Here is a 15,730-nt window from a genome sequence, read left to right as displayed (position 1 = left end):
CACCAGAATTTCGGAGCCCAGACCCATGACCGACGTCAGCCAGGCCAGAAAACAGTCCAGTCCAAGCGCGAGCGAAGGCTTCGATCTCGCCAAGTTGCTGCTCGAGGGCCGTGCCTTCTTTGCCCTGATCGTCATCATCGTCGTCTTCTCGATCCTGTCGCCCTACTACCTCTCGGTGGCGAACTTCCTGACCATGGCTTCGCATGTCGCCATCTTCGGAATCCTCGCGATCGGCATGCTGCTCGTCATCCTCAATGGCGGCATCGATCTGTCGGTGGGGTCGACGCTAGGCTTGGCCGGCGTCGTTGCCGGATTCCTGATGCAAGGGGTGACGCTGACCTGGCTGGGCGTCGTTCTCTATCCGCCGGTCTGGGTGGTCGCGGTGCTGGCCTGCATGCTGGGCGCGGTCGTCGGGCTGATCAACGGCGTGCTCATTGCGCGCTTCAAGGTTCCGGCGTTCGTCGCCACGCTCGGCGTCATGTACATGGCACGCGGCCTGGCGCTGCTGATGACCAGCGGCCTGACCTATAACAATCTCGGCGGCAAGCCGGAGCTCGGAAACACCGGCTTCGATGCGCTTGGCTTCAACCGTCTGTTCGGCGTGCCGACGGGCGTCGTGGTTCTCGCGATTATCGCGCTCATCGGCAGCATCGTCCTGAACCGCACCGCTTTCGGGCGCTGGCTCTACGCCTCGGGCGGCAATGAACGCGCGGCCGAACTCTCCGGCGTTCCGGTCAAGACGGTCCAGATTTCCGTCTATGTGCTGTCGGGCATCTGTGCCGCCATCGCGGGCCTGATCCTGTCCTCGCAGTTGACGTCGGCTGGACCGACCGCCGGCACCACCTACGAACTGACGGCCATCGCGGCCGTCGTCATCGGCGGCGCGGCACTGACCGGCGGCCGCGGCAACATCCGCGGAACCCTGCTCGGGGCCTTCGTCATCGGCTTCCTGTCCGACGGTCTGGTGATCATCGGCATCTCATCCTACTGGCAGACAGTGTTCACGGGCGCGGTCATCGTGCTCGCCGTGCTCCTCAATGCCGTTCAGTATCGCCGCCGCAGCAAGCTCCCAAGCGCGACAGGTGGCCACCCGACTTCTCAGAAACGGGGGAAGGCCGAACCGGCCAATCCTGCCCAAGGGAAGACTGCCAGGTGAACTGGCAGCAACACCGCGTAATCATTGGAGGAATGTACATGAAAACCATGCTGAAAAGTCTGCTCGCCGCCGCGATGGTCGTCGGATTCACGGCCGCCGCGTCAGCCGCGGGCCTGATCTCGATCATCGTCAACGATCCGGCCAACCCCTACTGGCTGACCGAGGGCAACGTCGCCAAGGCCGAGGCCGAGAAGCTTGGCTACACGGCCAATGTCGGCGCCCACAAGGGCGATACCAATACCGAAAGCAATTTGATCGACACCGCCATCACCAACAAGTCGGTGGCGATCATCCTCGATCCGGCCAACGCTGACGGCTCTGTCGGTGCGGTGAAGAAGGCGATTGCAGCCAACATCCCGGTGTTCCTCGTCAATGCCGAGATCAATCAGGAAGGCCTCGCCAAGGGTCAGCTCGTTTCCAACAACGCGCAAGGTGCTGCTCTCGGTGCCCAGCAGTGGGTGCAGGCCGTCGGCGAAAAGGGCAAATATGTCGAACTGCTCGGCGCTCCGTCGGACAACAACGCCGCCACGCGCTCGAACGGGTACGCGACTGTGCTGAGCCAGTACCCGGATCTCGAAAAGGCTGCTTCGCAGGTCGCCAACTGGGATCGTACCCAGGGCCACGACAAGATGCAGAGCATGCTGCAGGCCAATCCCGACATCATCGCCGTGATCAGCGGCAATGATGAGATGGCGCTTGGCGCGGTTGCGGCGCTGAAGGAAGCCGGCAAGCTCGCTGGCATCAAGGTCGGCGGCTTCGACGGCTCCCCGGATGCGGTTGCGGCGATCAAGTCCGGCGAACTGCAGTACACCGTGCTTCAGCCGGTCGCCATCTTCTCGGCCAAGGCCGTGCAGCAGGCGGACTCGTTCATCAAGACCGGAGCCACCGGCGCGGCGACCGAGAAGCAGCTGTTCGATTGCCTTCTCATCACCAAGGACAATGTCGATAAGTACACCGCTCCCTTCGTCCTGTCGGAATGAAACCTGCACAGGGGGTGTCCTTGCGGACACTCCCTGCCTCTTCTACGAAATGACTACCCTCGTGAACTGCCTTCGCAACCAACCGGAATTTGCGGCATGAAAGACCTGCTGATCGGCATCGACGCGGGAACGTCGGTGATCAAATCGATCGCTTTCGACCTGTCCGGGCAGCAGCTCGCCATGACGTCGGTGCCCAACAGCTTCGTCACGCTGGAAGGCGGCGGCGCCGAGCAGGACCTCGACCAGACCTGGCGCGACATGGCGCGGACCGTTCGCGATCTCGCGGCCAAGGTTCCCGACCTCGCGCAACGAACCGCAGCGGTTGCTATCACCGGGCAGGGCGACGGAACCTGGCTGATCGATGGCGAGGGCTTGCCTGTCTCGCGCGCCTGGCTGTGGCTCGATGCCCGCGCCGGACATTTGGTGGACGAGATGCGCGCCGATCCCCGGGATCGCAGGCGGTTCGAGCTGACCGGCACGGGCCTGAATTCCTGCCAGCAAGGCGCCCAGCTTGCCTTCATGAAAAAAAACCATTCCGACATGCTGGAGCGGGCGGCGACCGCACTGCATTGCAAGGATTGGCTCTACTTCAAAATGACGGGCGAACGCGCCACGGATCCCTCCGAGGGAACCTTCACCTTCGGCGATTTTCGGTCGCGCACCTATTCCGACGAAGCCCTCGACATCCTGGATCTGACGACGCATCGCCGCCTGTTGCCTCCCATGCTCGAAGGCACCGCCGACCATCATCCGTTGTCGCGATCGGCGGCGGCAGAGACTGGCCTGCTCGAAGGCACCCCGGTGGTGCTGGGTTACGTCGATATGGTCATGACGGCGCTCGGAGCCGGCCTCTATGATCCGTCGGGCAATGTCGGCTGCACGGTCATCGGCTCGACCGGCATACACACGCGCTTCGCCGCCACGCCCGACGATGTCGTGCTGAACGACGATGGCTCCGGCTACACGATTGCCATGCCTATTCCGGGTGCCTTTGCACAATTGCAATCCAACATGGCGGCGACGCTCAACATAGACTGGCTGCTTGGCCTTGCGCGCGACGTGCTCGCCACGGCTGGCGGCAAGTCTTCTCATGACGAGTTGCTGAAGGCCCTCGACGCTTGGGTGGAAGCATCGGAGCCTGGTTCGCTGATCTACCAGCCCTACATATCGCTGGCCGGTGAAAGAGGACCGTTCGTCGATCCTGACGCACGCGCTGGCTTCATCGGCCTTTCGGTCAAGCACGGCTTTGGCGATCTGGCACGCGGCGTCCTCGAGGGACTGGCCTTCGCCGCACGCGATTGCTACCAGGCGATGGGCGCCGTGCCGGGCGAAATCCGCCTGTCGGGCGGCGCCGCGCGCAGCCCGTCCCTACGCCGCATCATCGCAGCGGCGACAAGGGCACAGGTGCGCACCAGCAGTCGCCAGGAAGCCGGCGCGGCAGGCGCCGCGATGATGGCCGCGGTCGGCCTCGGCGTCTATGGCTCGATGGAAGACTGCGCCGCCGAATGGGTGACGCCGCTTCTCGGCGACTGCGATGCCTATGACGAGGCGCTTTCGCAAACCTACGATGCCCTCTTCCCTTCCTTCGTTGCAGCGCGTCAGGCGCTTCGGCCGGTGTGGAAGGGCATGGCGCACCGCACAGGAGCAGGATCTTGAGCAATACAACAGATGTCGTCGATCTTTTCGTGATCGGCGGCGGCGTCAATGGAGCCGGCATAGCGCGTGATGCGGCAGGTCGCGGGCTGTCCGTCATCCTGTGCGAAAAGGACGATCTCGCGCAAGGCACGAGCTCGCGCTCCGGCAAGCTGGTGCATGGCGGCCTGCGCTACCTCGAATATTATGAATTCCGGCTGGTTCGCGAAGCGCTGATCGAACGCGAGGTGCTGCTTGAGGCGGCGCCGCACATCATCTGGCCGATGCGCTTCGTTCTTCCGCACAGCCCGCAAGACAGGCCGGCATGGCTGGTCCGGCTCGGGCTGTTTCTCTACGACCACCTTGGCGGCCGTAAACGCCTGCCGGGGACAAGAACGCTGAACCTCAAGACTGCGCCGGAAGGCGCGCCGATCAAGGACGAGTTCAAGCGCGGTTTCGAATATTCCGACTGCTGGGTCGACGATGCGCGCCTGGTGCTGCTCAACGCCCTGGATGCCAGGCAGCGCGGTGCCAGAGTGCTTACGCGCACCGCCTGTGTCGCGGCCCGCCGCGAAAACGGACTGTGGTCGATCGACATGCAGGATGGTCGCACGGGTGCGGTGACGAAGGTCCGGGCGCGGGCGCTGGTCAACGCGGCAGGTCCCTGGGTCAACGACATTGTCAGCCGCGTCGCCGGGCAGAATTCAACGCGCAATGTTCGGCTCGTTAAAGGCAGCCATATCGTCGTGCCCAAATTCTGGGAGGGGCGGCAAGCCTATCTCATTCAGAACAACGACAAGCGGGTGATCTTCGTCAATCCGTATGAGAACGATCTGGCGCTGATTGGCACCACCGACATTCCCTACGAAGGCAGGCCCGAGGAAGTGGTCGCCGAGGCCAGCGAAGTCGACTATCTGATCAAGGTGGTCAATCGCTATTTCAAGCGGCAACTGACGCCACAGGACGTGGTCTACAGTTTCTCGGGCGTGCGTCCGCTCTATGACGACAATGCCGACAATCCAAGCGCGGTGACGCGCGACTATATTTTCGAACTCGACGCCTCCAATGGCAACGCACCGCTGCTTTCGGTGTTCGGCGGCAAGATCACCACCTTCCGCAAGCTGTCCGAACATGCGCTGGAAAAGATCCAGCCGTTCTTTCCGACGATGAAGAAAGCCTGGACGGCCAAATTTCCCTTGCCGGGGGGCGACCTGCCCAATGCGGACTTCGAGCAATTCCTGAGCGATCTGCATTCCGAGTTATCGTGGCTCAGCCCGTCGCTGGTGAAGCACTACGCTCGAAGCTACGGCACCCGCGCCCGGCAATTGCTCGCCGGCGCGCAAAGCGAGGCTGATCTCGGCCGACGCTTCGGTCCCGATTTATATGAACGGGAGGCAAAGTTCCTGGTCGAGACCGAATGGGCCGGCACATCAGCCGATATCCTGGAACGCCGCACCAAACATGGCCTGCATCTCAATGCGGCCGAGCGGAAAGGATTCGAAGACTGGTTCGATAACATCATGGCGGCGGCAGACTGATGGCCTTCACGCTTTCCCTCAACACCAATCCGCTGGTCAATCGTTTCGCCGATCCAGACGATCTGATCGACGCGATCGCCTATGGCATCGGCATCCGCGACGTGCAGCTGACGCATGAATTCGTCAATCCGGGCTGGCCGGCGGCGACGATTGCCAAATTCCTGCGCCTGTTCAACAGCGCACTTTCGCGGACCGGCGTGCGGATCACCTCCGGCATGACGGGGCCTTATGGCCGGCTCAACCATTTCGGCCACCCGGATGCGGATGTGCGGCGCTATTATGTCGACTGGTTCAAGACCTTCGCCGACATTTCCGCCGATCTCGGCGCGTCCGGCATGGGCACGCAGTTCGCCATCTTCACCCACAAGGACTTTGACGATCCGCAACGGCGGGCAGCACTTCTCGATATCGCGCTCGAATGCTGGCGCGAGGTGGCCGAACACGCCAGGGCGGCGGGTCTGACATACCTGTTCTGGGAGCCGATGTCGGTCGGCCGCGAGTTCGGCCACACGATCGAAAGCTGCGCCACGCTGCAAGGCGCCATCGATGCGGCGAAGCTGCCCATACCGATGAAGATGATGGTGGATATCGACCATGGCGACGTGACCTCGGCCGATCCTGCCGATACCGATCCCTATGCTTGGGCGAAAGCGTTTCCATTGCAATCGCCGATCATCCACATCAAGCAGTCTTCCATGAACAAGGGCGGGCACTGGCCGTTCACGGCCGCCTACAACAAGGACGGCCGCATAGTGCCGCAGAAGTTGCTGGACGCGGTTCGGCAGGGCGGTGGAACCGACAATGAAATTTGCCTTGAACTTTCCTTCAGGGAGAGGGAACCAGTCGACCATCAGGTTATCGAGATGATCCGCGAGTCGGTGGATTTCTGGGCGCCTTACGTCGACAGTGGCCGCGACAGCCTCAAGCCTCGGACTTGAGCGAATACGTCGCCCGAAAGCCGGCTTCGGCCGCAAAAGTATCGAAGGAGAAGAAGAATGGCCCCATATTGGGTCGGCACGAGCTGGAAGATGAACAAGACGCTGTCGGAGGCGTTGCAGTTCGCCGATGCGCTGGCGGCCTTTGTGCCCGATTTCGATCCGGCAATACAGCCTTTCGTCATTCCGCCGTTCACCGCAGCGCGCCAGGTCAGCGCGGCGCTGGCCGACACCCGCGTCAAAGTTGGGGCCCAGAACATGCATTGGGCCGACGCGGGCGCCTGGACGGGAGAGATTTCGCCGGTGATGTTGAAAGACTGCGGGCTGGATGTGATCGAACTCGGCCATAGCGAGCGCCGCGAGCATTTCGGCGAGACGGATGCGACTGTGGGACTGAAAACGGCGGCCGCAGTCAGGCACGGTTTCGTGCCGCTGATCTGCGTCGGCGAGACGCTGGCTGAGCGTGAATCAGGCCGCGCCGAGGCGGTGCTGACGGCACAGGTTCTCGGCGCGCTGCAAGAGCTGAGCGGCTATCAACTGAAGGCGGAAATCCTCTTTGCCTACGAGCCCGTCTGGGCAATCGGCGAGAAGGGCATTCCCGCAAGCGCCGACTATGCCGACAAACAGCAACAGCTGATCAAGAAGGTTGCCGCCGACCGGCTGCCGATTGCTCCACCTGTGCTTTATGGTGGCAGCGTCAATCCAGGCAACGCGGCCGAACTCATCGGCCAGCCGCATATCGATGGCCTGTTCATCGGCCGCTCGGCGTGGCAAGCGGAAGGCTATATCGACATTCTGAAAAAGGCGTCGGCCGCCATCGCGCGCTGACTGCCAAAAGACCTAGCAAAGGAGTTCATCATCATGAAGATCGCACTCGGAGCCGACAGTGCCGGAAAGCCGCTGCTCGACGTCATCGCCAAGCATCTCGCCACCAAACCCGAACTGCAGGTCGTCGACCTCAGCCAGGCCGGATTCTACGCCGACATCGCTGCCTCGGTAGGCCACGAAATCCTGGACGGCAATTACGACCGGGCCATCCTGTTTTGCGGCACCGGCATCGGCGTCAGCATCTCAGCCAACAAGGTGCCGGGCATTCGCGCCGCATTGACCCACGACACCTATTCCGCTGAGCGCGCCGCCAAGTCCAACAACGCCCAGATCATCACCATGGGCGCCCGCGTCATCGGCCCCGAACTGGCGAAATCGATCGCCGACGCATGGTTGGCCTCGGAGTTCGATCCGAATGGCCCCTCCGCCACAAACGTGCAGGCCATCGACAAGCTCGACGCCAAGCGCTGAAAGACGCGGGAAACCCGTTACTGAGTTAACTGGTCAAGGCGACCCGCATCGCCTCGATCACGGTTACGGCGGAGGCGGCGCCCGGGTCCATGTGGCCAAGCGAGCGTTCGCCGAGACGCGATGCCCGGCCTTTCGTGGCGACCATCGACTTAGTAGCCTCCGCGCCTGCGTTTGCCGCTTGTGCAGCAGCTTCGAGACTGCCCGCCAGATCCTTGCCGGAGGTCAGCGCTTCGCCCGCTGCCTGCGCAGCCGGCGCCCATGCATCGATCATCGTCTTTTCGCCAGGCTCGGCCTTGCCGCGATCCTGAATGCCCTTGGCCATAGCCTGGAACAGGGCGACCACGTCCGAATCGTCGAGCGTCGTCTTGCCCTTGACGGCTGCCGCGCCCCGCATGAACGCGGTCGCATAGAGCGGCCCGGAGGAGGCGCCGACGGCATTCAGGAACGATTTGGCAGCGGTGTTCAGCAAGGTGGTCGGGTCGGTTGCCTCTGCATCCAGTGCGGCGACGGCATCGCGTGCAGCGGAAAATCCAAGCTCCATCGCGATGCCGTGGTCGGCGTCGCCGATAACCCCGTCAAGCGCGCACAGTCGGTCCCGGTCGGCAGACATGGCGGTTGCGATCGCCGCGAACATCGCGACAAGGTGGGCGGTGTCGATTGTCGTCATGTCTTAGTCCTTGCCACAGAAGTGGCTTTAGCCGGCGCGAAACATGGCGCAGTCGCAGGGGTGGTCCAGCATCGTCTGCAACTCGCCGTCCAGCCGATGCAGAGTGATCGAGGCCCCTGCCATTTCGAGCGAGGTGCAGTAATTGCCGACCCAGCTTGCGTGTATGGACACACCGATCTCGTCGAGCCTCTGCTTCACGCGCCGGTTCATGATGTAGAGTTCCATCAGCGGCGTTGAGCCCAGCGAATTGACGAGCACCGCGACCTTGTCGCCGCGCGTAGGCGCCATCTCGTCGAGGATCCTGTCCAGCATCTCGTCGGTGATCTCGTCGGCTGTTTTCAACTTTTCGCGCGCGATGCCCGGCTCGCCATGGATGCCCATGCCGATCTCCATCTCGTCCGGCCCGATCTCGAAATTCGGCCGGCGGGTCTGCGGCAGCGAACAGGGCGACAGCGCCACGCCCATGGTGAAGGTGTGGTCGTTGGCCTTGCCGGCGATGCGCTCGCATTCGTCGAAGGACAGCATCCGGTCGCAGGCGGCACCGGCCGCCTTGAAGATGAAGAAATTGCCGGCGACGCCGCGCCTCTTGTGCCGCTGGTCGCGCGGTGCCGAGGCGACGTCGTCGGTGCTCAGCACCGTGCGCACCTCGATGTCGTCCATGGCGGCCATCTCGGCCGCCATGTCGAAATTCATCACGTCGCCGGCATAGTTGCCGTACATGAACAGCACGCCGGCGCCGCCGCTGACTGCCTTTGCGCATTCGAGGATCGGGTCCGGCGGTGGCGAGGCGAAGACATTGCCGATGGCCGCCGCATCGGCCAATCCCTTGCCGACGAAGCCAAGAAAGCTCGGCTCGTGGCCCGAGCCGCCGCCAATGACGAGGCCCACCTTGCCCTGGCGCGGTCCGTCGCAGGCGATGATGGAGCGAGGACTGCCGTCCACGCTTTTGAGATGGCGGGGATGCGCTGCCAGGATGCCTTCCAGCATCTCGTCGACGGCGCGGTTGCCGGCATTGATGATCTTCTTGGTCTGCACCCGGCATCCTCCCGATTTCGGCATTTTCGCAGATAATACCGGGTGTTACCGGGATTTCCACCCGGCAAGGAGCATTTCGTGCGCAGAGGTGTTCCCGCAGGCTATCACCTGGACGTAGGCGTTAGTTGTTTCAACCGCCGAGGCCGTCGCGGATGGCTGAGAAATAGCGATCAGTTCCGACCTGGCCGCCCTTGAGCGCGACCTCCAGTCCGTCGATCGCCTTGACGCGCGCGTGAGCAACGCAGAGCGGCGAGCCCGGCGAAGCGGGCAGCGGCATGCGGATTGTCAGGGCATCGACACCCATTTCGCCGAGTGCATGGCTCGACGTGTCGCCGCCGGCAATGACCACGCGCCGCAGGCTCTGTTCGATCGTCAGGCCGCGAAGGATTTCTCCGAGTCCGCGGCCAAGCCTGTGGCGGGCGCCTTCCTGCCGGTCGATTTCGGCGCCCCTGTCGGCATCGGGGCCAAGCGCGGTGTAGAGGATGACGCTGCGCCCGGCTTGCAGACTGGCACGGCCGCTTGCCGTTGCGCGCGCGATCGCCTGCTGCGAAGCCTCCGAAACCAGTTCGACTGGATCGACCTCGATGCCGTCGAAACCGTCGGTCAGGGCATGCTGGATCTGCCGTTCGGTGGTCGGCGAGCAACTTCCCGACACGACGGCTATCCGCTCGGCTGCGCCCGGTGGCGTGAAGCCATGTCCGGCGCTGACGATGCCATTCGACGCCCATTCGGCCAGCAACGCATACTCGACCCCTGACGAGCCGACGACAAAAGAACCGCCGGGCTTGCGAACGCGCCACAGCTCCTTGCCGGCCAGAGCCTGCGTTTCCAGATTGTCGACATCGACAAGCACGATGGGGGTGCCGTTTCCGGTCAGCCGATCGAACGCCGCCGACCGCGACGCGGACTGCAGCGTCGCAAGGTCGACCAGCCCCGAGCTCAGCGCCGTCTGCCGCGACAGATGGATCAGCAAATCCGACTCATCCATCGGCGTCGTCGGGTGGCGGCTCATCACCGGGTGGCGGTCGATGCGGAAATATTGGTCGCGATAGGCGGCGAACAGGTGCCCGAAGGTGGTGTAGCGCTTGAGCTGCGGCGCGCCGACCAGCAGCGGCACGCTGGCTTGCGCGAACACCGAGCGGCCGATCTCGATGGCCCGGCCGATGCTGCCGATCGTCGGGCTGGAATCGAAGGTCGAGCAGACCTTGTAGTGGCAAATCTCGGCGTTCAGCGTCTTCAGCCAGGCAAAGGCATCGCGCAAATGCGTGTCCATCCATTGCGGCGTCTCGCTGCGGCTGGTGCCGGCCAGTCCGATCGCCCGGCAATGGCCAAACCGGGACAGCAGGGCCGCGTCCGGCTGGCGCATGAACAGCACTGTCGGCACGCCGCCGAGTTCGAGCGCCTCCATGACATCGGTCGAGCCGGTCAGGTCGTCGCCATAATAGCTGAGAAGCAGGTCCTGCATGGCTTCAGCCTGCCTTGTCGTCGCCGAATTTTTCGATCGACCGCGCCAGTTCGGGATGGTTCAGGGCAAAGTCCGCCAGCGGAATGCCGTCGACCGCCGCTTGCCAGGCTTGCTGCACGGCACGCACGCCGGCGCCCGGCCCGTCCGGATGGCTGACGATGCCGCCGCCGCAGAGATAGAGAAGATCGACCGTCCGGCCGGTCCGCGCATATGTCTCAGGAGCCTGGCCGCCCCACTGGCCAGAGCCCGCCACCGGCAAGGCGCAGTCCTCGGGTGAAAAGATCGGTGTCGTCACCGCCTTGAACGATTCGACGAAAGAATCATCCGGTTCCCAGTATTTCGAGGCGATGCCGTTGATCTGGAATTGGTCGACGCCGAGCAGTCGCCAGAATTGCTGCCAGACCTTGAAGTCCATGCCTAGCCCGGGGTGCCGGGTGAGGATGTCCCAGCCGTTGCGGTGAGCATGCAGCACCAGACTGGAGCGCTTCCTCAGGAACGCCATGCCACCGAAGCCGATCGAATTGATGTTGATAACAGCGCAATTGCCGCCAGCCTTCGCCACCATATCGTGGTTGCGCATCATCTCATCGGGGTCGGCATGCGAGATGCCGAAGGCATACATCACCTTCTTGCCGGTCTTCTGCTCGTGGTCGAGGATCAGCGGCACGATCGCCTTCACTCGTTCCGACAGGGGCGAATAGGCCGGGCTCATCAGCTTCTCGTCGTCCTTGATGAAGTCGACACCGGCGGCGATCAGTTCCGCCACCATTGCCGCCGTCTCATGTGGCCGCAAGCCCAGCGCCGGCTTGACGATGGTGCCGATGATCGGACGATCCGTCACATTGGTCAGCCGACGGCTGCCGGCGACACCGAACTGGGGGCCGGGATGCGCGCCGCGATACTCCTCCGGCAATTTCATGTCGACGATGCGAATCCCGGTGAGGCCCTTGATTGAATAGGTGCCGCCGATGGCAATGGTCATCAGTGCCGAAAGGTCGGTGCCGATGGCATCGAATGGAAAGGCGATATCGACATCGGCGCGCCTGAACGGCCCGTTGCCGCTGTCGGGAAGCGACGGCCGCTCGGCATCGGCCAGAGGCCGTATCGCCAGCACGCGCGCCGCCACCCGGGCTTTCAGTTCCTCGGTCTCGCCGGGCAGCGCGACGAAGGTGCCGGTCGACTGATCGCTGGCGATCTTGGCCGCCAGGACTTCGATGCTTCCAGGCGTTTCGATGCGGTAGGTGAGCGTGATCATGGTCCGCTGTCTCAAGCCGAGGCGTTCGAAAAAGGTTCACCGGTGTTTCAAATCTGGTATAATGAGTACATAAGTATTGCAAGTCATATCCGGCAGAGGGATCGACAGACGGCAATTCCGGGAATTGTGGCGGCAGTGTTAGATAAGGCCGGGTCAAGGGAGTGATTCGCGACGATGAACCGTTCGGAACCGATTGTCCGGCGCAAGCTTTCCGATGAGGTCTTCTTGCGGCTGAAACGCCTGATCACCAGCGGCGAGCTGATGCCGGGCGACGACATGCCGTCGGAGCGTGAACTGATGGAGCGCTTCGAGGTCGGCAGGCCGGCGATTCGCGAGGCGATGCAGGCGCTGAGCAATATGGGCCTGGTGGCGATCTCGCATGGCGAACGCGCCAAGGTGCTGCAACTCACCGCCAAGTCGATCATCAAGCAGGTCGACGGCGCCGCCAAGATCATTCTGTCGTCGTCGAAGGACACGCTTGAGCACCTGAAGACCGCGCGCATCTTCTTCGAGCGCGGCATGGTTCGGGAAGCCGCCGAGAAGGCCACCGCTGAGGATGTGCAGCGGCTGCGGGCCACTGTTGCCGAACAGCGCGGCTTTCGCGGTGATTCCGAAGCCTTCATCTCCGCCGACATGAAATTCCATACGCAGATCGCCGCGATCTCCGGTAACCCGATCTATGTTGCCGTCAGCGAGGCGATGCTGGGCTGGCTGAAGGAATACCACACCGAAATGCTGATCTGGACCGGCAAGGAAAAGTTCACGCTGACCGAGCACGAAGAGATCATCGGCCGCATCGAGAAGAAGGATGCCGATGGCGCCGAGAAGGCGATGATCAAGCATCTCGAACGCTCGCGCGCGCTCTATGTGATGAATTCTGAAAAATGATCTCGGCGGTTCAGCCGATCCGAACGATCGCGTAAGGCGTCATTGCGACCTGGCCTCGGCCAAAAGCTGAAATGTCGACCTGCACGTCTTCCGCCGTCAGGTTCGCCAGCCACGCGATTGTCTTGCCCGAGGCGGAGCGCCCGGCCAGCGCCAGCACCTTGGTTTCATCGCTCGTCCTTGCCGACACATGCGCAAGGCCGGCCAGCTCGCAAAGCCCCTTGATGGGCTGGAAGATTGGCCGGTGTGATCCTTCCGCGACAGGTTCCCCTGATGAAGCGAGCACGCCGAAAGGTCCAGTGAAGCTGGAAAGTGTCAACATCTCCAGTCCGACCGGTGCGACACGCGCGGCATAGCCGATCGTCCATGCAGCAGCGAACTGACCGGTGTGGCGAGGATCGCTGTCGGCCATGGCAACGCGCTGTCCCCCGGGATTGGGCTTGGTCGCGCTGCCATAGGGGTTCTGGCGCATGGCAATCGTCGACGGGCCGATCCGATAGGGCTTTGCCCCGAAGATCGCCCGCGCCGATCGGGTGATGAAAGGCAGCGCCTCCAGCGATTGCATGATGCTGAGATCGTCGGCGGCATGCACGATCGGGCAAGTACAATGGGTGATGAAATCGAGCTGGTCCGCCGGCACGCGCTTGCGGTTGAGTTCGGTGAAGTAGCTGAACATGCCGCCGCCGAGGCGGATATCCGGAAAGGCGCGCCGCGCGGCCGCGTAAACGTCCTCGAGCGGCGGACAGTCCGGCCACGTGCTGCCCGGCGGTGTCGACTGCCGGTCGACCGAAGGCGACACGGCAATGGCCGAGAGTTTTAGCCCGGCCTGGCGCACCAGGTCGGCGACACCTGACATCTCGGCGTCAAGATCGCCGGCGCACACAACGACGCATTCGAGGGTCGTTGCGGCAGCGTGGGCATTTGCGAGCCGGGCGAAAGCGCGCAAGGCGTCGAGCCCGTGGCCGCGCGTCGGATCGTAGTGAAACAGCAGCTGTTGTGGGCCGAGTGTCGTCAGCGTGGAGAGGTTCGCCAGTGCCGTCTCGACATCTTCGGGATAGATGACCACGCCGACATCCGGCAGCGTTGGCCCTGCTTCGCCGAGTTCGACGCGGACCGGTTCGCTGGCCACGGCGGCAGCCGGCGCTTTGCCTTCACCTGCGATGCGCAGGCTGATCGTCTGGCGCAGGGTTTGGCCGGCAGGCAGCACATAGGGCCAGGGCAGCGCCAGCGGTCGCACATAGGTCTTGTAGGAGGCGTCCGACCAGTTGCGCTGGTCCTCCATTTCGAAAGTATCGCCTTCCATCCGGCATTCGGCGGTGACGCCAGGCCGAACCTGATGGGTGATGGCGCGGATATCCTTGAAAGGCTGCCAGGGGTCTATCAGTTCGGGAAGCTTTGTCGCCTCCACGCTGCCGTCCGTATGCTCGACCTTGACCGGGCTGCCGGCGAGGTCGGCGATCGGGTGAAGGATGCAGAAGCCGCAGCGGTTGGTTTCGAAATCGCTCTCGGGAAGGGCGCTGACCTCGAAGACCAGACGGCCATCGGCGGAGCCTTTGATGGTGGCGCGGAAGCCGAGCCGGGTTCCATCGGGGGCCAGGCAGCTTGCCGAATAGCTGACCGAAAAAGCGTCGGCAGCCTGGTCGATGATCAGGTCCATCAAATTTGGCTCATAGGTGCCCCAGTCGCGGTCACGCACGATATAGGCGACGGCGCGCAGCACTTCGGTGCCGCCATGGCGGATGGTGCGCAGGTTGCCGTTGACGAAGTCGGCGCTAAGCGCGCCCGCGCGCAGCCTGACCGGCTCGGCTTCGACCGTACGCGTGCCGTAGAGCAGGAAGGCGTCGTCGGTCATTTCAGCAAGGCGTCGAGTTGCACCGGTTGCCGGCTCGCGGCACCGGCGTAAGCCGCCTCGACCAGCGCGAACGTTTTGAGATTGTCCGCTCCCGAGGTCGCCGGTTCGATCCCCTTTGCCAGGCAGTCTACCCAGTGCTGCTGGATGGCGACAACGCTTTCCTGGATGTTGTGCCAAGGACGCGACGCCCATGGCAGCAGCGGCGGCGAGACGTCGGTGACGACCGTGCCGTTCTTGCCGGTGACGGTCAGCCGGTATCCCTGCGCCAGGCGGATCGTGCCGTCGCTGCCATCGATCTCGATCAGCGTTTCGGGAAACGGCTCCGTGGCGAGCTTCGTTGCGTAGCTGCAATCGACCACGGAGGTCGCGCCGCTCTTGTGGTCCATCAGCATGGTCGCCACATCCTCGCCCGCGATACTAGGATTGATGCGGGCGGTTCGCGTCGTGATGGTCGAGACGTCGCCGAGCAGGAAACGGGCGATGTCGAGGACATGGATGCCGAGATCCTCGATGATGAAACGCTTTCCGGTCGCCAGATAGGGTTGGCCGGAAAACACGTCATAGGCGGAGCGGAAGGAGATGCGCCCGAAGAAAGACGTGCCGATCTCGCCGCTGTCGAGCACGGCGCGCACCGCTTGGATCGGCGACTGCCAGCGAAAATTCTCATGCACCATCAGCGGCACGCCTGCTTGCGCGCATGCCCGGACCATGGCCTTGGCGTCGGCCAGCGTCGGCGCGAACGGCTTTTGGCAGATCACCGGAACGCCGTGGGCGGCCGCCATTTCGACCAGCGGACGATGGCTGGGCGCGGTGGTGGCGATATCGACGAAGTCGAGGCTTTCGCCGGCAAAAAGTTCCGCCGCATCGGTATAGCGCTTCGCAATGCCGAATTGGTCGTCGACGATCCGCAACCGTTCCGGGTCACGGTCGCAGATGGCGACGATCGAGGCGCCCGCTATGTCGCGCCAGGCATGCATCTGGTTGACGGCAAAGAAGCCGCAGCCGATCAGCGCTCCCCGCAGCTCCGCCAT

14 protein-coding genes are annotated in these 15,730 nt (G+C 63.3%); 8 read left to right on the top strand and 6 right to left on the bottom strand.

Annotated features, from left to right (window positions below):
* The first annotated feature begins 25 nt into the window (after positions 1–25).
* The 7 genes from AC0L2U_RS20455 to derI all read left to right on the top strand — a co-directional run bounded on the left by AC0L2U_RS20455 (position 26) and on the right by derI (position 7,540).
* The gene (locus tag AC0L2U_RS20455; RefSeq protein WP_127811168.1) at positions 26–1,156 is read left to right on the top strand and encodes an ABC transporter permease; all 1,131 of its coding nucleotides are present in this window, start codon (positions 26–28) and stop codon (positions 1,154–1,156) included.
* 38 nt (positions 1,157–1,194) lie between these two features.
* A complete protein-coding gene (locus AC0L2U_RS20450) occupies positions 1,195–2,136 on the top strand; it encodes a D-ribose ABC transporter substrate-binding protein (protein ID WP_013533072.1) in 942 nt (313 codons plus the stop codon).
* A 96-nt stretch (positions 2,137–2,232) separates the two neighbouring features.
* A complete protein-coding gene (locus tag AC0L2U_RS20445) occupies positions 2,233–3,792 on the top strand; it encodes an FGGY-family carbohydrate kinase (protein WP_128287371.1) in 1,560 nt (519 codons plus the stop codon).
* Positions 3,789–5,306, top strand: a complete 1,518-nt coding sequence (locus tag AC0L2U_RS20440; protein ID WP_127811166.1) for a glycerol-3-phosphate dehydrogenase — start codon at positions 3,789–3,791, stop codon at positions 5,304–5,306. Before AC0L2U_RS20445 ends, AC0L2U_RS20440 begins: the two co-directional genes overlap by 4 nt.
* Positions 5,306–6,244 (top strand): sugar phosphate isomerase/epimerase family protein, encoded by a 939-nt coding sequence (locus AC0L2U_RS20435; protein ID WP_127811165.1) that lies wholly within the window; start codon positions 5,306–5,308, stop codon positions 6,242–6,244. Before AC0L2U_RS20440 ends, AC0L2U_RS20435 begins: the two co-directional genes overlap by 1 nt.
* A gap of 57 nt (positions 6,245–6,301) precedes the next feature.
* Positions 6,302–7,069: a triose-phosphate isomerase gene (locus AC0L2U_RS20430; RefSeq protein WP_128287370.1), complete on the top strand. Its 768-nt coding sequence runs from the start codon at positions 6,302–6,304 to the stop codon at positions 7,067–7,069.
* Between the two features lie 33 nt (positions 7,070–7,102).
* A complete protein-coding gene (gene derI / locus AC0L2U_RS20425) occupies positions 7,103–7,540 on the top strand; it encodes a D-erythrulose-4-phosphate isomerase (protein WP_013533067.1) in 438 nt (145 codons plus the stop codon).
* Positions 7,541–7,565: 25 nt separating this feature from the next.
* Here derI and dhaL read toward each other — a convergent pair whose 3' ends face one another.
* The 4 genes from dhaL to oiaX form a co-directional block, all read right to left on the bottom strand.
* Entirely contained in the window at positions 7,566–8,207 is a 642-nt protein-coding gene (gene dhaL / locus AC0L2U_RS20420; protein ID WP_127269792.1) for a dihydroxyacetone kinase subunit DhaL, read from the bottom strand.
* A gap of 27 nt (positions 8,208–8,234) precedes the next feature.
* Positions 8,235–9,242: a dihydroxyacetone kinase subunit DhaK gene (locus AC0L2U_RS20415; protein ID WP_127395895.1), complete on the bottom strand. Its 1,008-nt coding sequence runs from the start codon at positions 9,240–9,242 to the stop codon at positions 8,235–8,237.
* A gap of 130 nt (positions 9,243–9,372) precedes the next feature.
* Positions 9,373–10,707, bottom strand: a complete 1,335-nt coding sequence (locus AC0L2U_RS20410) for a four-carbon acid sugar kinase family protein (protein WP_127811162.1) — start codon at positions 10,705–10,707, stop codon at positions 9,373–9,375.
* Between the two features lie 4 nt (positions 10,708–10,711).
* Positions 10,712–11,962 (bottom strand): 3-oxo-isoapionate-4-phosphate decarboxylase OiaX, encoded by a 1,251-nt coding sequence (gene oiaX, locus AC0L2U_RS20405; RefSeq protein ID WP_127811161.1) that lies wholly within the window; start codon positions 11,960–11,962, stop codon positions 10,712–10,714.
* A 174-nt stretch (positions 11,963–12,136) separates the two neighbouring features.
* On the opposite strand from oiaX, the gene AC0L2U_RS20400 reads away from it, so the two are divergent.
* Positions 12,137–12,850 (top strand): transcriptional regulator NanR, encoded by a 714-nt coding sequence (locus AC0L2U_RS20400; protein WP_023808899.1) that lies wholly within the window; start codon positions 12,137–12,139, stop codon positions 12,848–12,850.
* Positions 12,851–12,860: 10 nt separating this feature from the next.
* On the opposite strand, the gene apnL is transcribed toward AC0L2U_RS20400, so the two are convergent.
* Both apnL and AC0L2U_RS20390 read right to left on the bottom strand, forming a co-directional pair.
* Positions 12,861–14,699, bottom strand: coding sequence for a D-apionate lactonase (gene apnL, locus AC0L2U_RS20395; protein WP_127811160.1), 1,839 nt, complete (start codon positions 14,697–14,699; stop codon positions 12,861–12,863).
* Positions 14,696–15,730, bottom strand: coding sequence for a Gfo/Idh/MocA family protein (locus tag AC0L2U_RS20390; protein ID WP_128287368.1), 1,035 nt, complete (start codon positions 15,728–15,730; stop codon positions 14,696–14,698). Before AC0L2U_RS20390 ends, apnL begins: the two co-directional genes overlap by 4 nt.

Source organism: Mesorhizobium sp. WSM4808 (assembly GCF_055811675.1).
Note: the sequence above shows the minus strand (reverse complement) of the source record. Positions and strands in the feature narration are given on the sequence as shown.